We start from the raw sequence: 20,125 nt of genomic DNA, 5'->3' as shown, positions 1-20,125 counted from the left end.
CGACGTGAGGACAGAGTTCCCTTGAAGGTCAATCAATCTGGCCATCTAGAAGATCCGGGCGACGGCTCTGTCCGGGTCGATGGGTCGGCGTGTGCGATGGCGGAGACGGACGACTCCCAGGAGATGCCGCAGTCGTCGCCGAAGGCGCGCCGACCGTCGTCGTTGAAGCTTCGCTCCCTGGCTCCGGAGTACGTCGAGAACTGGCACGCCAGCTATGTCCGACACCTTGAGGAAGCTGTCAAGGACCCGCGCAACCGGAACATCGCGTTGACCGGCAGGTACGGAGCGGGCAAGTCGAGCGTCCTTGACAAGTTCGAGGAAGAGCATAAGGACTCGACTGTCCGCATAAACATCAACACGCTCGGCCCTGACATCGAGGGCGAGGGACTGACGAACCGCATCCAGAAGGAGATGGTCAAACAACTCGTCTACCGCGCGAAGGCTGGACAAGTCCGGTCCTCGCGGTTTGCACGCACAGCGCCGCTGACTCCAAAGCGGGCATTCTGGCAAGCATGCGGCGGCACCCTGGTCGCCGGAGCATTGCTGTGGCTGGCAGGACTCCTGCCCAACCCTACGGGAGCGGGAACCAGTCACCACCCCCTCATCCAGGTTGCAGCATGGCTGGCGTTCGTGGCGCTGAGTGTCGTTGTGGTGTGGATGCTGCGCTGGCTGGTAGGAAACCGCATCGTCTCCGGCGTGGCAACCGCCGGCACCTCAGTGACTCTGCAGGAGCGGCCGGACACCTACTTCGATAAGTACCTGGACGAACTGGTCTCGTTCTTCGACCAAGTGTCCCCCGACTACGTCATCTTCGAGGACCTGGACCGTTTCGACGACTCACACATTTTCGACTCGCTACGCGAGCTGAACACATTGCTGAACTCCTCAGCGAACCGCGGCAGCGATAAGCCTCCGCTGCGTTTCATCTATGCCATAAAGGACAGCCTGTTCGAGCAACTGGGCGGGGACGCCAACGATGACTCGAACAAGAAGGACGACGCGAAGGGCGACGCGCGGGCTTCGCAGGACTCCGCGCCACAATCCTCGAACGAGGAGATAGCGCTGAAGAAGGTGGATATCGCCGCGGCTGCGACAGAACGCGCAAACCGCACGAAGTTCTTCGAGCTCGTCATCCCGATGGTGCCGTTCATATCGCACCGCAACGCACGAGACCTGCTGCTGAGCCAGTTGAAGAAGCGCGGCATCCACGAGGATACGCTGGCCAAGCCTCTGCTCGGCCTCGTCGCTCGGCACGCGACCGACATGCGCTTGCTCACCAACATCTGCAACGAGTTCATCGTCTTCGCCGAGCGGCTCTTGTGGGTCGACAAGCCCGCGCCCGGCCTCACCGAAGACCATCTGTTCGCGCTCGTCTCCTTCAAAAACTTCCACCTCGCAGACTTCGAGGCCATCCCGGCCCGCGGCAGCACCCTCGACGAGGTAGAGCGGTTTCGTCTCGACCTTGTCCGAGCGAGCATCAAAGCCTTGCAGGAAGAGAAGCGCCGCCTCACAGCCAAGGACGCCCAATACCGAACCCGTGAGGCGACTGCTGCGACTCTTGGAAGCCGGCTCGTGTCGCTCGGAGATGCCCTCAAGCAAACGCACGCCCGGCACCAGACAGGACTAGTGTTCGTCACCGGAGACCAGCCCTACACGAAGGATAAGGTTGGCGGCTGCGAGTTTTGGGAGGACGTCGCTCATCACCGGACACTGACTATCCGCGCCCAAAAGCCCGGCAACCAACCAATCACACTCTTGATCCTCGGCGCGCCGGAACTAGAGATCCAGTTCGCCGACGGAGTCGCTGCCGACAGGTGGGCCGCGGCGGACGAGCACCGAAGAAAGGAACGGATAGCGGAGATCGACGAGCTCATCCCGTACCTACGGGGAGCCGATTTCAAGGACCTCATCGACGAGGGCCGGTTCACACTAAAACGACCCGGCTTTAGGCAGCCCTCCACGTTTCTTGCCTTCGTCGAGGAAACCCTGGTGTCGGACCTCGCACGTGACCTTGTCCGGTTTGGCTACATCGACCGCAACTTCGCCGAGTACGCGTCGGTCTTCTACGGCAACTTCATAGGTGTCGACGTCGCGAACTTCTACAACCGCAGTGTTCAACCGAACACGATGTACCTCGACTTCAAGTTCAGTGGGACAGCCGCAGTCAAGAACCTCCTCGCCGAAGTCTCACCCGACTTCACCAGCACCCTCAGCGCACTCAACCTCGACGTCGTCACCTACCTACTGAACGAGAACGACCCCCGCGCCGACGAAATCGTGGCCCACCTCACAACCGCCTTCAGCGACGAGGCACAGGAGTTCCTCGAGACGTACCTCAACGAAGTCGAATTGCCGCGGCACCTGCTCGTCGAGAAGCTTGCCCGCCACCCGTGGACGCGCCTGTTCAGCTATCTCGTCACACATCCCGGCCTCCCAGACGACGACACCCGCACAAAGCTCGTGGACGCCGCACTACACTCCGCTGCGGCCGTCAGCGACTTCCAGGTCGACGACGACGTTGCACAGTTCCTGATCTCCAACTACACCGAGATGTCCGCGTTCACGAAAGACCAGACAGAAGGCTGCGCCCGTGTCACCTTCGAGTTCGCTGAACGCGCCGGCCTTGTCGTCGGTGAACTCTCCGATATCGGTGAACCGCTGCGAGCGCGCATCGTCGCCGGGCACATGTACCGACTCACTGCGGACAACTTGCGCACCGCCTTGTCCAAAACTGGCAAGGTTCCGCTGAACGCTGTCCGCGCCCCGGAGGCCCCGCCGGCGGTGTGGGAGTACTGCCGCGACAACATCGACACTTACCTCCAAGCCGTGGACGAGGACGACGCCACGCAGCACGCCGTGGAGAGCAGCAGCGTGCTCGTGGAACTACTTGAATCACAGCACGAAACCTGGACGCCCGAGCAGTTGACGCGCCTTTTCAAGCTTTGTGCCACTACCAGCGCGGTGCCAGACCTGACGGAGCTACCCGACCACCTCTGGCAGCTCCTCGCGACAAGTCACCTCTTCGTGCCCACGATCGCGAACCTCTACACCTACGCGCAGACACACGACATCGACCAGCACCTCGCCGATTTCCTGACATCCGGGAAAGAGTCGGCAAGGGTCGTCGTAACGGACGAAGATGACACAGACACGGTCATTGAAGTCGCAGCGACAGTCCTCCGCGCCTCGTCCGTACTAGACGTCAAAAATCGAGTCGCGCTGGCCTCAACCTTTGGACTTCCTGTCGACGCGATCCCGCTGGCCTCAGTCACCCCCGAAGCGGACGGCTTCCTCGCAGCCGCCGTTGAGGCGGGGCTCTTCACGGAGACCGAGGACGTCTTCGACCACTTCCTCTCGGCTGGCTGGGACGCCGTCGAGGAGGCCGTCCGGAATTCGGCACGTTTCCGTGAACTCCTAACGCCAGCAAGGGTTGAACCGGTTGTTGAACAGTTGCTGGCCAGCAGAGGCACGCCCGACGAGGTCCTAACCTCCGTCCTGGACCGCCTTGGTGACTTCGTCCCCGACAGCCAGGAGGACCCCATGCGAGCCGCTGCGATGGCGTCCCTGAGGCATCGCCATCCGCTGTCGATAGCGGAGGTGCGCCGCGTCGCCACTGTGACATCAGACCCGGACCTCGTTGTTCCCCTCCTCGCACAGCTAAAGGGCTCAGCAACCGCGGACGTCATCGCGATTTTGGTCCTCCTCGGACATCCCTACTCGTTGCTCCAAGGTGGTCCCGGCGACGAATTCGAACTTCCGACCGGGGACGCTCACGCCACTGTCTTTGAGCGCCTGCACAAGGCGCGCAAGGTAAAGGTGTCGAAGAAGAGACGCCTATCGTCTACAAAGATTGTCAAGGTGCTCGTGTAGACGGGCGCGAAACCAAAATTGCCTGCAGGAGGTCACATTCGCATGTGCATCGCACTAGGTGGGCGACCCGTTCTTTCGATAGTCCCGTGGCGGCCGCGATGCGGTCGAGGAATCGTTATTCGCTGCCCCTGTGCGCGACGGCACCAGGACGCGACATCGCGGCCAGGACTGCCATTGGGCAGGTCACGGAGATTGCGCCGTCAGCGCACTTTCCCGTGGCTGAGCCCGCGTCTTAGTGGGCGAAAAGGACGCGATGTTGTCAGCTTCCGGCTAAGCCGCGCTGCAGTCCCGCACCACATGACCGTCGGGTCATCGACAGATGTGGGTCAAATCGGATGCGATCTTTCGATGATCGTGAAAGCGCCGATTGGGTGTGTGAGGGCACCGACCGAACCCGATCATCTTCCTCAGGATGCAAAGCTCAACGTGGGGTCGTTGGCGGAACTCCAACTGGGTTCGGCCGGGCCAACGGCTCGCGGCACCTCAGTCTGAGATCTTGCCGCAGCCGACCAGACTTTCGAGCGATGCATAAGCGATGCAAAAGACAACGCCCCGGTCTGAAAACCGGGGCTGACCTGCCACTACGTGTGGTGGGCGATACTGGGATCGAACCAATGGCCCCGTCCGCAATGAACAACAACCCGATATTGCACAACTCAGGGCTGAGCGAAGAAGCTCGTATTCTTAGGCCCAGGCCGATGTGGCTTAACGCGGCATGACGACGCGATGGCCGGACTGCTTGGCCGCCTCAGCCATACGCTCGTCGTATGTGACGAGCGCGCCGAGATCCTCGCCCAACTGGGAAGCCGTCGCCAAATGAATCGCGTCGAGAGATCGCACCTCATCTGGCCGCAGCGTCGCCGCATCATCGAGGATCCCGTTGCTGATACGGACGACATCGATCCGCTTCAGCACCTTACGCCCAGCTGCTACCGCCTTCTCCCCAGCGGGCAGCAACGCCCGCACCACCTCGGTGCGGGCCAATGCGCTGGAGACCAGCGGACGACGTCGACGCAAGTACTGCCGCAGCGCCGCAGACTCAGACTCCCGCACCACAAGCTTGATGATGGCAGACGAGTCTAGATACGTCGCAGCCATCAGCGCTCATCACGACGCAACCGCGCAAGAGCCTGCGAGGCGGACTCAACACCTGCCGGCACAACCAAGGGTTCGGGCAAATCGTCAAAGTCCTCGGTCGCGGGCTCGATCTCGCCGGCGGCATGCATCCGCTCCAGCGGACTCCCTTGTGGCGTGGGAGTCAGCAACGCCACAGGACGGCCACGATCAGTGATCTCGACCGTCTCCCCCTCTCCGACCAGGCGCAGTAACTCACTGGCTCGCTGACGTAGCTCACGCACACCAACCGATGTCATGTGCTATTTGTAGCACATAAAGCCGACGTGGCGCCACAGCCATCAAAATAAGCCCTGCGACGTAGTGGCACGTCGGTGGCACGGCTAAAAATCTGCCCGCCGGATCATGCGGCTGACCTGCGATGTTTGCGTGTGGGCGCAGCTGGGTTCGAACCAGCGACCCCTGGCTTGTAAGGCCAGTGCTCTACCACTGAGCTATACGCCCCTGTACTTGCCGGAACCAGCGCCGCTCCGGCAGCCAGTTCAGATTACCGCACCCGTTCCCGGTACGGCCGCACCAGGCCAGCGTATCCGGCACGCGGCGATCAGCCGGCATCCGGCAAGTACTCGAAACCGATCAGCCTGCGGCTACCTGTACTTGCCGCGACGCTTGCGCCGACCGCCCTTGCTCTGCGGCTGGCCGGACTCCGCCCCGTTGCGCTGCGAGTGCGCCACATCCGCATCCGGATGGTCGTCCTCCGCCGGCGGGCCCGCATGCCGTCCCAGCACGCGATCGATGGCGGTAGCGACCTCGCTGCTCAAGTCGCGCTCGTCACCAGACTGATCGTGCTGGCTCAGCGAACCGACGGACAGGCCACGGTCGGTCGTGCTCTCCACGGCGAGAAACTCCGCGGTCGCCGACGACTCACACGAGCGGCACACCGTCTCCCCGAGACGTCGAACCAGGTTGGTGCCGTCGCATGTCGGGCAATGGTCCACCTCGGCCGTCCAGCCGCTGCTCTGCTGGCAGTCAGGGCAGACGAGAACCTGGGCATCGGATCGCACGGCCCGTACCCACAGGCGCGATCCACGAGCGGGATCGGATTCCCGGGTCCCACAGCGGTAGCAAGGCATGGCATCCTTCCTCGTCAGCGGCTGGTGATGGCGAGGCCATCCAACGCGCGCCGGTAGTCGTCGACGTCACGCGCGTTCGGAATGGCGTTGACCACACTCCACCGCACGATCCCCTTGGCATCGATGAGGAAGCTTCCGCGACGCGCGCAGCCCCGTTCCTCATCGAAGACACCGTATGACGAAGCAACGACACCGTGCGGCCAAAAATCCGACAGCAGCGGAAACTCCAACTTCTCGGACTCCGCGAAGACACGTAACGCGAACATGCTGTCGCACGACATCGCGAGCACAACGGTTCCGTCCGGCAGCGAGGGAAGCATTTCATCTCGCAGCTCGGCGAGCTCACCAGTGCACACACGGGTGAAGGCAAACGGGAAGAAAACGATGACGACGGCATGACCACGGAGCGCCGACAGCCGCCACGTGCGACCGTGCTGGTCCGGCCGCTCGAAATCGGGTGCCGGTGTACCGATCAGTGTCATCGCCCTCGCGATACTACCCCTTGGGCGCGACGAGTTTCGTCCCCGACCATTCCTCGGTGACGGACACCGTGGTAGTCGTCGACAGGCCGGCAGTCAGGGCAGCGTCGGCGACGTCACTGGGATCCACGTAGCCGTCCCGGCCGACCTTGGGCGTGAGCAACCACACCACTCCCCCGGGAGCAAGCTCGGTGATCGCGTCGACGAGCGCGTCGGTGAGATCGCCGTCTTCGTCTCTCCACCACTGCAGGACAACGTCCGCCACTTCCCCGCTGCCCTGGTCGATGAGTTCACCGCCGGTCGCGTCCTCGATGTCGATCCGAAGATCGTCGTCGCAGTCCTCATCCCAGCCGAGCTCTTGAACCACCTGTCCAGGACGGAATCCCATCCTGCTAGCCGGCCCGTTGTCCTGGGCCGGCAGGCCCCCGGTCTGGCCCACCGATCGTCCTCCTCACATCATGTGCTCCGCCCCGTGCGGACCACGTCGTACGCACGTAGTCCACCCAAGGACGCCGAATTGTGCAAGTGCACGCGCCGAACTCATACTCTCGGCGATTTCCCTAAGCGTGGCACGTCAAGTACTCACATGGCTATCACCTGACTGTAAACCGACCCCGATAGTGACGAACGCCAGCGAAGCGAGCAGGATAGGAGAGAGGAAACAGTGACCCTGAACCTACCAATGCCGACATAACGACCATGTCGGCGCGGACCGACCGCGAAGGGATCGTCGTGGCTGCAGACCGCTCCCCGATCATCATCAACGGCCTTCCGAGCCAACTTCCAGACGTCGACGTCGAGGAGACGCAGGAGTGGCTGGAATCGCTGGACGCCGCGATCGAGCACGGCGGCCGGCACCGGGCTCGGTATCTCATGCTCCGGCTGCTCCAGCGGGCCACCGAGCGCCAGGTCGGTGTGCCGAGCCTGCGCAACACCGACTACATCAACACCATCCCGCCCGAGGCGGAGCCGGAGTTCCCCGGTGACGAGTACATCGAGCGACGGATACGCGCGTACATCCGCTGGAATGCCGCGATGATGGTCCAGCGCGCCCAGCGTCCGGACATCGGCGTGGGCGGGCACATCTCCACCTACGCGTCGTCGGCCAGCCTCTACGAGGTCGGATACAACCATTTCTTCCGGGGCAAGGACCATCCCGGCGGCGGTGACCACATCTTCTTCCAGGGTCACGCCTCCCCCGGCATGTACGCCCGCGCCTACATGGAAGGCAGGCTCGACGAGCAGCAACTCGACGGCTTCCGGCAGGAGCTCTCGCATGCCGGCGCGGGGGGCGGCCTGCCGTCGTACCCGCACCCGCGGCTGATGCCGGAGTTCTGGGAATTCCCCACCGTCTCCATGGGCCTCGGCCCCATCGGTGCGATCTTCCAGGCCCGGTTCAATCGCTACCTGCACAATCGCGGCATCAGCGACACCAGCCAGCAGCACGTGTGGGCCTTCCTGGGTGACGGCGAGATGGACGAACCCGAGACCGTCGGCGCGCTCGGCGTCGCTGCACGGGAGGAACTGGACAACCTCACCTTCGTCGTCAACTGCAACTTGCAACGCCTGGACGGCCCGGTACGTGGGAACGGAAAGATCATCCAGGAGCTGGAGGCGCTGTTCCGGGGTGCCGGGTGGAACGTCATCAAGGTGATCTGGGGCCGCGAGTGGGATCCCCTGCTCGCAGCCGACACCGAGGGCGCCCTCGTCAACCTGATGAACACGACGCCGGATGGCGACTATCAGACGTACAAGGCGGAGTCCGGCGCCTACGTTCGCGAGCACTTCTTCGGCCGCGATCCGCGCACCGCGAAGATGGTCGAGGGCCTCAGTGACGAAGAGATCTGGGGACTCAAACGCGGCGGGCACGATTATCAGAAGCTGTACGCTGCCTACCGGGCCGCGATGGAGCACACCGGCCAGCCAACCGTCATCCTGGCCAAGACCATCAAGGGATGGACGCTGGGCTCGCACTTCGAGTCCCGCAACGCCACTCACCAGATGAAGAAGCTGACCGGCGACGATCTCAAATCGTTCCGTGACCGCCTCTACATGGACATCCCGGATTCCTCCCTGGAGGACGTCTACCACCCGCCCTACTTCCACCCGGGCACGAACTCCGACGAGTACGCCTACATGATGGATCGCCGCTCCAAGCTCGGCGGTTTCCTGCCCGAGCGGCGGGTCAAGAACCGGCCGCTGGTGCTTCCGGGCGACAAGGTGTACGAGGTCACCCAGCGGGGCTCGGGCAAGCAGCCCGTCGCCACGACGATGGCGTTCGTCCGGCTGCTCAAGGATCTGCTGAAGGATCCCGAGATCGGCCACCGGATCGTGCCGATCATCCCGGACGAGGCCCGTACGTTCGGTATGGACTCGCTCTTTCCGACACTGAAGATCTACTCGCCGCACGGGCAGAACTACACGTCGGTGGATCGCGAGCTGTTCCTCTCCTACAAGGAGGCCTCCGACGGCCAGATCCTGCACGAGGGAATCAACGAGGCGGGCTCCGTCGCGTCGTGGACCGCCGCCGGGACGTCGTACGCCACGCATGGCGAACCGATGATTCCCGTCTACATCTTCTACTCGATGTTCGGTTTCCAGCGCACCGGCGACGGCCTGTGGGCAGCGGGCGACCAGATGGCCCGTGGCTTCATGCTCGGGGCGACCGCCGGACGGACCACGCTCAACGGCGAGGGGCTACAGCACGAGGACGGGCACTCGGTGCTGCTGGCCTCCACCAATCCGGCGGTCGTGCACTACGACCCGGCGTGGGCGTTCGAGATCGGTCACATCGTCCGCGACGGTCTGCGCCGGATGTACGGCGACGATCCGGAAAACATCTTCTACTACCTCACCGTCTACAACGAGCCGTACCTGCAGCCACCGGAGCCGGAGGACCTGGACGTCGACGGCCTGCTCAAGGGGATGTACCTGTACAAGCCGATGGAGGTCGCACCGGGAGATCGGGTCCCGCATGCCCAGATCCTCGCCTCCGGCGTCGCGGTCAATTGGGCACTCGAGGCCCAGCAGCTCCTCGCCGACGAGTGGGAGATCGCCGCCGACGTATGGTCAGTCACGTCCTGGAACGAGCTACGCCGGGAAGCCGTCGAGTGCGACGAGTGGAATCTCATGCACCCGGACCAGCAGCCCCGCACGCCCTACGTCACGCAACGGCTCAACGAGACGCCCGGTCCCGTCGTCGGTGTCAGCGACTACATGCGCGCCGTGCAGGACCAGATCGCCCCGTACGTCCCGCGCGACTGGGCGTCGCTGGGAACCGACGGGTTCGGCCTGTCCGACACGCGCGGGGCGCTGCGGCGGCACTTCAAGATCGACGCCCAGTCGATCGTCGTGAACGTGCTCACCCTGCTGGCACGGCGTGGCGAGATCTCCTGGGACGTCGTGGCGAAGGCACACGAGAAGTACAAGCTCGATGACGTCACCGCCACTACGGCCGTGGAGGCTGGCGGAGAGTCTTAGGCCGGCGGCGCCCGTTCCCGACGAACATCGGCCTCAAGGAACCGACAAGAAACCGACATTGTCGAGGCCATCACCACGACAATGTCGGTTCCTGCAGCCGTCACAGGCGGCGCCGCGCCCCGCCCGGCACCGAGCTCACTGGGTGGGTGGGCCAGCGTGGACGTCGGCGTGCATTTCCCACGCGATGATCTCGGCGTCCCGTGTCGCCGAGATCCGGCGCCCACCTTCGTCCGTGATTCGCACGGCGTCGCCCTCGCCGAGCTCGCCAATCTCTTCGACGTGCACCGATCCGCGGGTGACGTAGACGTGCACGTACGGGGCACCGGGGAGCACCACGCTGTCCGGCCGGCCGACGCTCGCGGACTGTCCGGGCTGTCTCGCGCTGCCGGGACTCGCCTCGCCGTCTCCCCGGCCCTCGCTGCCGGGCAGCGTCTGGCCGTGGCGCCCCGCGTGCACCCCGACACGAGCGACGTGCATCGCCGCGGCAGACTGTCCGAGCCCGATCGCGGCGGCTCCGAAGTGGCGCCGCATGCCACTCGCGACGGTAACCAGCCCGCCCGCCGTCAGTTCCGGTGTGACGTCACACTGCGCATATGACGGCTCCCTGCCCCACTCGTCCGGGGGAACCCACATCTGGACGAAACGCAGCGGGGACTCCTTGCCTTGCACGTCCCCGGCCGAGCCGGTGTCGTTGAATTCCGAATGCCGCACTCCCCGCCCCGCACTGAGCCGTTGCGCCAGGCCCGGGTAGACCACGCCCCCAGCACCGGTGGAATCTCGATGGACGAGCGCGCCGTCGAGCACCCACGTCACGATCTCCACGTCCCGGTGCGGATGCGTCCCGTACCCCGCGCCCGGCTGCAGGAGATCGTCGTTGTTCATTACCAGCAAGCCGAACCCGATGTTCTCGGGGTCGTAGTGCTGGCCGAACGAGAACGAGTGCCGTGAGGTCACGCCCGGCTCGGTGCTCACGAACCGGTTCGCGCCGCGCATGATCGCATAGTCAGCCACGGTGACAGTCTCCCCGACCCCGCCCGGGCCTCGCCGCCCAGCTCGCCGGGACGCCCGCTGGCCGGGATGCCTGCTACAGGCCGGTTCGTGCCCCGCTCGCCTCGAGACAGTCCTTCCAGGCGGACAGACGCATCTTGGTCGGCCCGAGCAGCAGCATGGCGCCGGTCGCGAGGACCCCGCCGACGAACGCCGGCAACCACCCGGCAGCCAGCACACTGGCGACGATCCCGACGACGGCGGGAACCTCGGTCACGACCATGACCAGGATCCCGAGCGATCGCAACGTCCGCGCCGACGCGAGCGGCTCGGCACGCCCGCCGGGTTCCATCGGAGCGAGCCGCCGGCGGGGAATGAGCCATGCCGTGGCGGCAAGCGCACAGCCCACCACGGCGGTGACGACCGCACCCCAGGGCGCGCCAGGTTCGGTGTACATCAGGAGCACGATCATGCTCATCAGCACCGCACTCGTGGCCAACACCAGGAGTATCCAGCGAAGCTCGGCCCCGAGCGCGTCGAGGGTCGGTTCGTCGGCACGCCGTCCCGGAGGCACCGAGGTGGACATGGAGTGCCAGCCTAGCGTCCACGCCGCGCTGTTCCTACCCCTTCACCGGAGCTCCATAGATCCATTCGTCCCGCGTACGGCGGCATTTCCGGCATTACGCAGGAATATTCCATATCGGTGAGAACGTGCCGGCACGCGCGGTGCGAGCGCGGGTTACCGGCAGCGATCAGCTGCCACGTACGCTGCCGAACATGTCTCCACGTCGCGACACGAAGCGCCACGAACGGACGGTCCGCATCCTCGAACGGGCGACGGGGAAGCTGGCGACGGCGGCCATCACCCGCATGGAAGACGAGCTTCCCTGGTACCGGGGCATGCCACCCGAGCAGCGCTCGTGGGTCGGTCTGGTGATCCAGGCGGGAATCGCCGCCTTCGTGGACTGGTACCGCAACCCGGAGCCGTCACGGCCCACCCCTACCGCCGACGTCTTCGGTACCGCTCCGCGCGACCTCATCCGCTCGATCAGCCTGCAGCAGGCGGTCGAAATCGTGCGGCTCACTATCGAGGTGGTGGAGGACAACGTGGCGCACGAGGTCGGTGAGGACGACGCGCCCGCCGTCCTGGAGGGTGTCCTGCGATACTCCCGCGAGGTGGCGTTCTCGGCGGCACACGTGTACGCACGGTACGCGGAAGCCCGAGGCTCATGGGACGCGCGGCTCGAGGCCACCGTCATCGACTCCCTCCTTCGAGGCGAGGTGGACGAGGGTGTCCGCTCCCGGGCGTCCGCACTGGGCTGGACGGCGCAGAGTGGTGTCACGGTGGCGATCGGAAGGCCGCCTGCCGATATCGACAACACCGTCGATGACATCCGGCGTAGCGCCCGCAAGGCCGGCTACGACGTCCTGACCGGGGTGCAGGGTGATCGGCTCGTCGCCGTCCTCGGCCACGTCGAGGACCCGGTTAAGGCCGCGAGCTGTCTGGTGTCGCACTTCGGAACCGGCCCGGTCGTGGTGGGACCTCTGGTTCCCGATCTCGTATCCGCCGACGTCTCGGCGCGTGCCGCGGTGTCCGCGCTGCTCGCGGCCCGGGGCTGGCCCGACGCGCCGCGGCCCGCGCCCGCTTCCGCGCTGTTGCCCGAGCGCGCCCTGGCCGGAGACCAGCACGCGGCCCAGGAACTGGTGAACGAGGTGTACGTGCCCGTGGCCGAGGCCGGTCCGGTGATCCTGGAGACCCTGGCGGCCTACCTCGAGTCGGGCGCGTCGGTCGAGGCGGCGGCGCGCCTGCTGTTCGTGCATCCGAACACGGTCCGGTATCGCCTGCGCCGGGTCACCGACGTGGCCGGCCTGACTCCGACAGAGCCGCGCGACGCCTTCACCCTGCGGCTCGCGCTCACGCTCGGCCGGCTCGATTCTCCGCAGGTTGACTGACGATCATGCGCGCTAGCATCATGTAACGCACCTCACGATCCTTCTTCACCACACTTTCACTATCCCTTTGTGGGAATCGTCCAAAGTTCATTGGACGACCTTGTTACGCGGGCCGCCCCCTCTACGTCCCGGTAACCAGCAGGGTTGTAAGTGTGTTGGTCATCGTCGCGCCCGGCCAGGGTTCCCAGGCTCCCGGCTTTCTCACGCCGTGGCTGGAAGAGCCGTCGTTTGCGAACCGGATCGAGTGGCTCTCGGCCGTCGCCGGGCTCGATCTGGCGCACTACGGCACCGAGGCCGACGCCGACACGATCCGGGACACGGCGATCGCCCAGCCGTTGCTCGTCGCGGCGGGCCTGGTTGCCGCCATCGAGCTGTTTCCCCATCCCGCTGACGCGTTCGCCACGGTCGGCGCCGTTGCCGGGCACAGCGTCGGCGAGATCACGGCAGCCGCCGGTGCTCGCGTCATCACCGCAGAGCAGGCGATGGTGTTCGTCCGCGAGCGAGGCCGGGCCATGGCTGACGCGGCGGCCACGACACCTACCGGCATGACGGCGGTCCTCGGCGGCGACGTCGACGACGTGGTCCAGGTCCTCGAGAGTCGCGGGCTCACTCCCGCGAATATCAACGGGGCCGGGCAGGTTGTCGCTGCCGGGACCACCGACCAGCTAGCCGCGTTGGCCGAGAACCCACCCGAGGGTGCACGGCTGCGGCCGCTGTCCGTGGCCGGGGCCTTCCACACGGAACACATGGAACCGGGGGTCGATAAGCTGCGCGCCTATGCCAGCGCCATCAGCACCCGCGAGCCGCGGACCCTCGTCATTTCCAACCGGGACGGCTTGGTCGTTCATGACGGCCGCGAGGTGCTCAACCGGATCGTCGAGCAGATATCGCGCCCGGTGCGCTGGGACCTGTGCCAGTCGACCATGGCCGATCTCGGTGTCACCGGGGTCCTCGAAATGCCACCGGCCGGAACTCTCACCGGCCTCGCCCGCCGCGCGCTTCCCGACGTCGAAACGTTCGCGCTCAAGACTCCCGACCAGCTCGACGACGCCCGGCAGTTCGTAGAGCGGCACGGCACGCCGAGCCCCATGTCCGCCAGCCCCACCTGGCGTCTGGTGGTGGCCCCCATGAAGGGCACCTTCGCCACGGCAGCGGTAGACGTCGGGGCCGAACTCGCGCCCGGCGAGGCGGTCGGCACGGTCACGTCCCGTCGTGATTCGCAGGAGATTCGTGCCACACACGGCGGCACCGTGCTGGAATGGCTGGTAGAAGACGGAGATCCGGTGGCGCCCGGGCAGCCGCTGGTCCGGTTGCATCCCGAGGCGGTGACAGCATGACTGGTTCGATCACGGGTCCAACAACCCTCCGGCCGAGTCGGATTCTTGGCCTGGGCGGGTACCGCCCCAGCCGGGTCATCACCAACGACGAGATCATTCAGAACATCGATTCATCCGACGAGTGGATCCGCACCCGCTCCGGGATCGAGCGCAGGCGCTGGGCCACCGACGAGGAGACCGTCGTGGCGATGAGCGTCTCCGCAGCCGGCAAGGCGCTCGCCGACGCCGGCATCCGGCCCGAACAGGTGGACTGCGTGATCGTCTCTACGGTGACCCACCTCTACCAGACCCCGGCGGCCGCGGTGGAGATCGCGCACAAACTCGGCACGGGCCATGCGGCCGCGTTCGACATCTCCGCGGCATGCGCCGGCTTCTGCTACGGCCTCTCGCTCGCCTCGGACATGGTGCGTGGCGGCACGGCCCGGCACGTCGTGGTCATCGGCGTCGAGCGGCTGTCCGACCTCACCGACCCGTACGACCGTTCGACGGCGTTCCTCTTCGCCGACGGTGCGGGAGCGGTCGTCGTCGGCCCGGCCGACAGCGAGGACGAGCAGGGCATCGGCCCCGTCGTCTGGGGCTCGGAGGGCGAGCACCAGACGCTCATCACGCAGCGTGAGGAGTGGCGCGACGCCATGTTCGGTCCCGACGGCCCGCGGATGCCGCATCTGATCATGGAAGGAAACCCGGTCTTCCGCTGGGCCTCGTACGAGATGGCGAAGGTGGCCCGGCAGGCACTCGACGCGGCCGGCGTGAGTGTCGAAGAACTCGACGTCTTCGCTCCCCATCAGGCGAACATGCGTATCACGGACGCCATGGCCAACGCGCTGATGCTCCCGGACCGGGTCGCGATCGCCCGCGACATCGCCCAGCAGGGCAACACGTCGGCGGCATCGATCCCGCTCGCTCTCGAACGCATGCTGGAGACCGGCGACGCCACCAGCGGCGATCTGGCGCTCGTGATCGGCTTCGGCGCCGGTCTCGTCTACGCAGCCCAGGTGATCCGCATGCCATGATGTCCCGCGTACTCTGACCAACGGCCGTGTCGCCCGACGGTGTGCGCCCGGCACTCGAACAACATGTCAACCGCAGAGGAGAACCGGAACCGATGGCTAGTACAGAAGAGATCCGCAGCGGCCTTGCCGAGATCGTCAACGAGATCACCGGCGTGCCTGCCGACGACGTCCAGATGGAGAAGTCGTTCACTGACGATCTCGACATCGACTCGCTGTCCATGATCGAAGTGGTTGTCGCCGCCGAGGAGAAGTTCGGGGTGAAGATCCCCGAGGACGAGGTCCAGAACCTCGCCACCGTCAGCGACGCCGTGTCCTACATCGAGAAAGCGGGGTCCTGATACTCATGACACGTTCCCAGGCACCTGTCGTCGTCACCGGGCTCGGCGCGAGTACGCCTGTCGGGGGCGATGTCGCGTCGACCTGGGAAGCTCTGCTCGCCGGGCAGAACGGCGTGCGGCCTCTGACCGAGGAGTGGGTGGCGGACATGCCGGTGCGTTTCGGCGCGCCGGCAGCCGTCGACCCCGCCGGGGCCCTCCCCCGCGTCCAGGCTCGCCGCCTCGACCGCTCGGCCCAGTTCGCGGTGGTCGCCGGACGCGAGGCATGGACGGATGCCGGATTCGAGGGTAAGGCCGGCGACGCCGGGATCGATCCGGATCGTCTCGGCGTCGTGTGTGCCTCCGGTATCGGCGGGTTGCACACCCTGCTGTCCAACTACGATCTGCTGCGTGACGTCGGTCCGGGCAAGGTCTCGCCGCTCGCGATCCCGATGCTCATGCCGAACAGCTCGGCCGCGAATGTCGGCCTCGAGTTCGACGCGCGCGCCGGTGTCCACGCCCCCGTGAGCGCGTGCTCGTCGGGCGCCGAGGCGATCGCTCACGGTTCGGACATGATCCGCTCCGGCCGCGCCGACGTCGTCGTCGCTGGCGGGATCGAAGCCGTCATCCATCCGCTGCCGATCGCGGCATTCGCGAAGATGATGGCGCTGTCGAAGCGCAACGACGAGCCCGAGCGGGCCAGCCGGCCCTTCGACCGCGACCGCGATGGATTCGTGCTGGGCGAGGGAGGAGCGCTCCTCGTTCTCGAATCTGCCGAGCACGCGCACGCCCGGGGCGCGCGCATATACGCGGAGCTCGCCGGCGTGGGAATGAGCGCCGACGCCCATCACATCGCGCAACCCGAACCGGACGGCACCGGCGTGGTGTCCGCGATCCGCAAGGCACTGGAGAGCGCCGGGCTCGACCCGACTGAGATCGGGCACATCAACTGCCACGCGACCTCGACACCGGTAGGCGACGCCGCCGAGTCCGTGGCGCTGCGCAAGGTCTTCGGGGAAGCCATCTCCAACGTTCCCGTCACGGCGCCGAAGTCGATGGTCGGCCACCTGCTCGGTGGCACCGGGGCGGTCGAGGCGCTCGTGACCATCCTGTCCATGCATCACCGGCTCGCGCCGCCCACGATCAACATCGACAATCTCGACGAGGAGATCCAGCTCGACGTCATCCGCGGAGAGCCACGCAAGCTGGACGGCGGACCGGACGCTGCGATGAGCAACTCGTTCGGCTTCGGGGGGCACAACGTCGTCCTCGCCTTCGACAGGCCCTGACGACTATCGCCATGCTCGCTGCCCTTCACGCCTAGAAGACCGTGATGAGCACCGCCGTCACCACCGGGCCATCGCCGAGGCGCTGGGGCAGCGCGGCAAGCACGGCCAGCACGGCAACATCCCCGTGTAATCATCCCCGTGCAGCCCACGGAGCGGCCGCACAAGCACGTGGCCCGGCTTCTACCCAGTTTCTGGGGAGCCGGGCCACACAAGTGGTGAGGCCGCTGTGTCCCGGATCACCGGGCCGGGGAAATCACCGGTGCCGGAGCGGCCACGCTTAAGGGGGCGTTATCTGGCTGTGACCATACACGTCATAGCGATATCTGTGAAGACCTTGACAGCAAATTTTTCGACCAGCCCTACACGACCTGGTGAAGCCATCGGACCGGGGCTCCGTCGCCGGCGTACCGGAATGGCTCAAGCTCGTCGTCCCATGGTTGGCCGACGAGCCGGCACATCTCGGCTTCGAGGTCGATCTCACCGGCCGCTGCCTTGACAACCGCTGATTTGATCCGATCTTCCGGGATCATGATGTCGCCATGTACGCCCATCATCGCATGGAAGATGCCGAGATTCGGCGTGTAGGCATAACGAGCGCCCTCGTTGCCCGGGCTGGGCTCTTCCGTGACCTCGAACCGGAGATGCAGCCATCCCCGCAGTGCCGACGCGATACGCGCGCCGGTACCCGCCTGGCCCTGCCAGGACAGCTCGGCCCGATACGCCCGCGGCTGGGCAGGCTGAGGTGTCCAATCGAGGCTCACGCGCACACCAAGAACGCCGGCGACTGCCCATTCGACATGCGGGCACAACGCCGACGTAGCGGCGTGGACGTACAAGACGCCACGTGTTGTCACCGGATCCTCCTGTTGGTCGAGGGACGCCTTCCCCTGCGGCCTCGTTCCACTATCGAAGGATCGGTGAACCAGTCCCATTGTGCACCACACTGCGACGCTGTGCCATGCACGTGGCTCATCGAACACGAGGTGAACGCGATACGACCACCACCGATACCATCTGAAATGCGGCAACTCAGGACGAAACGACGCCGCACCACCCACCCCCGTCGTCGTCGAAATGTCGATAGGATGCGCCGCGCGAAAGGTGTCGTGGGCGCGGCACACCGGAAACTCGAGGAGATCTTTGTGACAACGGACAACCCGTTCTTCACCCCGAGCGAGCTGCCATACCAGCTACCGGATTTCGAACGGATCGACGCGGCGCATTATCGGCCGGCATTCGAGCAGGGTATGGCCGATCAGCGGGCCGAGATCCGGGCCATCACGGCGAATCCAGAACCGCCAACATTCGAGAACACGATCGTTGCTCTCGAACGCAGCGGACAGCTACTCGAACGGGTGTCGTTGGCCTTTTTCAACCAGACCGCGGCCGACGCAGACGAGACTGTGCAAGAGATCGAGGCCGAGATCTCCCCGAAGCTTTCCGCACACCACGACGCGATCATGCTCGATCCGGATCTCTTCGCGCGCATCAAAGCCGTGCACGACGCCGGAGAGGAACTCGATCCGGAATCTCAGCGGCTCCTCGAACGCACCCATCTGGAATTCACCCGTGCCGGGGCCGGCCTCGAACCGGGCCAGCAGGCCCGGCTGAAAGAGATCAACGAAGAGCTCTCCTCGCTATCCACGACGTTCCAGCAGAAACTGATGGCAGACACGAACGAATCCGCCGTCGTCGTCGACGATGTCGAGCAGCTCGACGGCCTGTCCGGGGACGCCATCGCCGCTGCAGCGCAGACAGCCCGGGAACGTGGGCACGACGGCGCGTATGTCATCACCCTCAACCTGCCGACCGCGCAGCCCGCACTGCACTCACTCACCAGCCGGGAGCTGCGCGAACGCATCCACACCGCCTCCATCAGCCGCGGCAACAAGGGTGACGAGCACGACACCACCGGGATCGTCGCCCGCATGGCACGGCTGCGTGCCGAACGTGCCGCGCTACTCGGCTATTCGAGCCACGCGTGCTACGCCCTGGAAGACAGCACGGCCGGGTCGCCCGCCGCAGTGTACGAGCTGCTGTCCGAACTCATCCCGGCGGCGATTGCCAATGCCCACGCCGAGGCGGCAGAACTGCAGAAGGCGCTCGACGCCGACACACCCACCGGGAAATCCGTCGAACTACGCGCCTGGGATTGGTCCTTCTACTCCGAACGGGTGCGCCGCAGCACCTACGACGTCGACGAGGCCGAGCTGCGGCCCTACTTCGAGCTGGAGCGCGTGCTCCACGACGGCGTGTTCCACGCCGCGCACCGCCTGTACGGGATCGACATCGTCGAACGTACCGACCTCGTCGGCTACCACCCCGACGTCCGCGTCTTCGAGGTCTTCGACGCCGACGGCACACCACTGGGCCTCTTCCTCGGTGATTTCTACACTCGCGCCTCCAAGCGCGGGGGCGCCTGGATGGACCTTCTGGTCAAGCAGTCGTCGCTGATGGGCACCAAGCCCGTCGTCGTCAACAATCTCAACATCACCAAGGTTCCCGACGGCGAGCCGACGCTGCTGGCCTTCCACGAAGTCAAGACGCTGTTCCACGAGTTCGGCCATGCGCTGCACGGCTTGTTCTCCGAGGTGCGGTATCCAACGTTCTCCGCTCCCGAGGTCCGGCGCGATTTCGTCGAGTTCCCTTCACAGGTCAACGAGATGTGGGCGACCTGGCCCGACGTCCTGGCCAACTACGCCCGGCACCATCAAACAGGGGAGCCGTTGCCGCAGGAAACGGTCCAGCGGATCGTCGACTCCCAGATCTGGGATCAGGGCTTCAAGACCACCGAGTACCTCGCCGCGTCGTTGCTGGACCTGGCCTGGCACGAGATCAGCCCGGACACGGAGATCGGTGACGTCCTCACCTTCGAGGCGGCAGCCCTGGAGCGGGCCGGGGTGGCGCTCGAGGCCATCCCGCCGCGATACCGCACGTCGTACTTCGCCCACATCTTCGCTGGTGGCTACAGCGCCGGGTACTACTCGTACATCTGGAGCGAGGTACTCGACGCCGACACCGTCGAGTGGTTCAGGGAGAACGGCGGGTTGACGCGGGAGAACGGTGATCACTTCCGCCGTACCCTGCTCGCGCGGGGCGGCAGCACGGAGGAGATGGCGGCCTACCGCGAGTTCCGCGGACGCGATCCGCGGATCGAGCCACTGCTGCAACGCCGCGGGCTCGACCGAACCTGACC

General features: G+C 65.6%; 16 protein-coding genes and 1 tRNA gene. 8 read left to right on the top strand and 9 right to left on the bottom strand.

Annotation, left to right across the window (positions count from 1 at the left end; translation table 11 throughout):
* The first annotated feature begins 96 nt into the window (after window positions 1–96).
* Complete coding sequence (locus tag DPM12_RS08100; protein WP_112257802.1) at window positions 97–3,870, top strand: YobI family P-loop NTPase; 3,774 nt, start codon at window positions 97–99, stop codon at window positions 3,868–3,870.
* A gap of 705 nt (window positions 3,871–4,575) precedes the next feature.
* On the opposite strand, the gene DPM12_RS08095 is transcribed toward DPM12_RS08100, so the two are convergent.
* The 6 genes from DPM12_RS08095 to DPM12_RS08070 all read right to left on the bottom strand — a co-directional run bounded on the left by DPM12_RS08095 (window position 4,576) and on the right by DPM12_RS08070 (window position 6,995).
* Entirely contained in the window at window positions 4,576–4,968 is a 393-nt protein-coding gene (locus DPM12_RS08095; RefSeq protein WP_112257801.1) for a type II toxin-antitoxin system VapC family toxin, read from the bottom strand.
* On the bottom strand, window positions 4,968–5,243 hold the full coding sequence (locus DPM12_RS08090) for a type II toxin-antitoxin system Phd/YefM family antitoxin (protein WP_112257800.1): 276 nt from the start codon (window positions 5,241–5,243) through the stop codon (window positions 4,968–4,970). The genes DPM12_RS08095 and DPM12_RS08090 overlap by 1 nt, the downstream gene beginning before the upstream one ends.
* Window positions 5,244–5,376: 133 nt before the next feature.
* Window positions 5,377–5,448: transfer RNA gene (locus DPM12_RS08085), tRNA-Val, on the bottom strand.
* A 143-nt stretch (window positions 5,449–5,591) separates the two neighbouring features.
* Complete coding sequence (locus DPM12_RS08080) at window positions 5,592–6,008, bottom strand: hypothetical protein (RefSeq protein WP_211658636.1); 417 nt, start codon at window positions 6,006–6,008, stop codon at window positions 5,592–5,594.
* Window positions 6,009–6,091: 83 nt separating this feature from the next.
* On the bottom strand, window positions 6,092–6,559 hold the full coding sequence (locus DPM12_RS08075; protein ID WP_112257799.1) for a peroxiredoxin: 468 nt from the start codon (window positions 6,557–6,559) through the stop codon (window positions 6,092–6,094).
* 13 nt (window positions 6,560–6,572) lie between these two features.
* Window positions 6,573–6,995: a DUF3052 domain-containing protein gene (locus tag DPM12_RS08070; protein WP_245951232.1), complete on the bottom strand. Its 423-nt coding sequence runs from the start codon at window positions 6,993–6,995 to the stop codon at window positions 6,573–6,575.
* Window positions 6,996–7,288: 293 nt separating this feature from the next.
* On the opposite strand from DPM12_RS08070, the gene aceE reads away from it, so the two are divergent.
* Complete coding sequence (gene aceE / locus DPM12_RS08065) at window positions 7,289–10,036, top strand: pyruvate dehydrogenase (acetyl-transferring), homodimeric type (protein WP_112257918.1); 2,748 nt, start codon at window positions 7,289–7,291, stop codon at window positions 10,034–10,036.
* Between the two features lie 135 nt (window positions 10,037–10,171).
* Here the strand turns inward: aceE and DPM12_RS08060 are convergent, their stop codons facing one another.
* Both DPM12_RS08060 and DPM12_RS08055 read right to left on the bottom strand, forming a co-directional pair.
* Complete coding sequence (locus tag DPM12_RS08060) at window positions 10,172–11,029, bottom strand: pirin family protein (RefSeq protein ID WP_112257917.1); 858 nt, start codon at window positions 11,027–11,029, stop codon at window positions 10,172–10,174.
* Window positions 11,030–11,120: 91 nt separating this feature from the next.
* Window positions 11,121–11,609 (bottom strand): hypothetical protein, encoded by a 489-nt coding sequence (locus DPM12_RS08055; protein ID WP_112257797.1) that lies wholly within the window; start codon window positions 11,607–11,609, stop codon window positions 11,121–11,123.
* A gap of 191 nt (window positions 11,610–11,800) precedes the next feature.
* Here DPM12_RS08055 and DPM12_RS08050 point away from each other — a divergent pair, with 191 nt between their 5' ends.
* The 5 genes from DPM12_RS08050 to fabF all read left to right on the top strand — a co-directional run bounded on the left by DPM12_RS08050 (window position 11,801) and on the right by fabF (window position 16,929).
* Window positions 11,801–12,976, top strand: coding sequence for a PucR family transcriptional regulator (locus DPM12_RS08050; protein WP_112257916.1), 1,176 nt, complete (start codon window positions 11,801–11,803; stop codon window positions 12,974–12,976).
* A 152-nt stretch (window positions 12,977–13,128) separates the two neighbouring features.
* Entirely contained in the window at window positions 13,129–14,313 is a 1,185-nt protein-coding gene (locus DPM12_RS08045; protein ID WP_112257796.1) for an acyltransferase domain-containing protein, read from the top strand.
* Window positions 14,310–15,326, top strand: coding sequence for a beta-ketoacyl-ACP synthase III (locus tag DPM12_RS08040; RefSeq protein ID WP_112257795.1), 1,017 nt, complete (start codon window positions 14,310–14,312; stop codon window positions 15,324–15,326). The genes DPM12_RS08045 and DPM12_RS08040 overlap by 4 nt, the downstream gene beginning before the upstream one ends.
* Before the next feature lie 92 nt (window positions 15,327–15,418).
* On the top strand, window positions 15,419–15,664 hold the full coding sequence (locus DPM12_RS08035; RefSeq protein ID WP_112257915.1) for an acyl carrier protein: 246 nt from the start codon (window positions 15,419–15,421) through the stop codon (window positions 15,662–15,664).
* A gap of 5 nt (window positions 15,665–15,669) precedes the next feature.
* The gene (gene fabF / locus DPM12_RS08030; RefSeq protein WP_112257794.1) at window positions 15,670–16,929 is read left to right on the top strand and encodes a beta-ketoacyl-ACP synthase II; all 1,260 of its coding nucleotides are present in this window, start codon (window positions 15,670–15,672) and stop codon (window positions 16,927–16,929) included.
* A gap of 359 nt (window positions 16,930–17,288) precedes the next feature.
* Here fabF and DPM12_RS08025 read toward each other — a convergent pair whose 3' ends face one another.
* Window positions 17,289–17,783, bottom strand: a complete 495-nt coding sequence (locus DPM12_RS08025) for a DUF3145 domain-containing protein (protein WP_164465301.1) — start codon at window positions 17,781–17,783, stop codon at window positions 17,289–17,291.
* Between the two features lie 288 nt (window positions 17,784–18,071).
* Here DPM12_RS08025 and DPM12_RS08020 point away from each other — a divergent pair, with 288 nt between their 5' ends.
* Window positions 18,072–20,123 carry a M3 family metallopeptidase gene (locus tag DPM12_RS08020; protein WP_211658632.1) on the top strand — a complete coding sequence of 684 codons (2,052 nt, stop codon included), beginning with the start codon at window positions 18,072–18,074 and terminating at the stop codon, window positions 20,121–20,123.
* Window positions 20,124–20,125 lie beyond the last annotated feature (2 nt).

It is taken from the genome of Phytoactinopolyspora halophila, from assembly GCF_003287285.1.
Classification (GTDB): Bacteria; Actinomycetota; Actinomycetes; order Jiangellales; family Jiangellaceae; genus Phytoactinopolyspora_A; species Phytoactinopolyspora_A halophila.
Note: the sequence above shows the minus strand (reverse complement) of the source record. Positions and strands in the feature narration are given on the sequence as shown.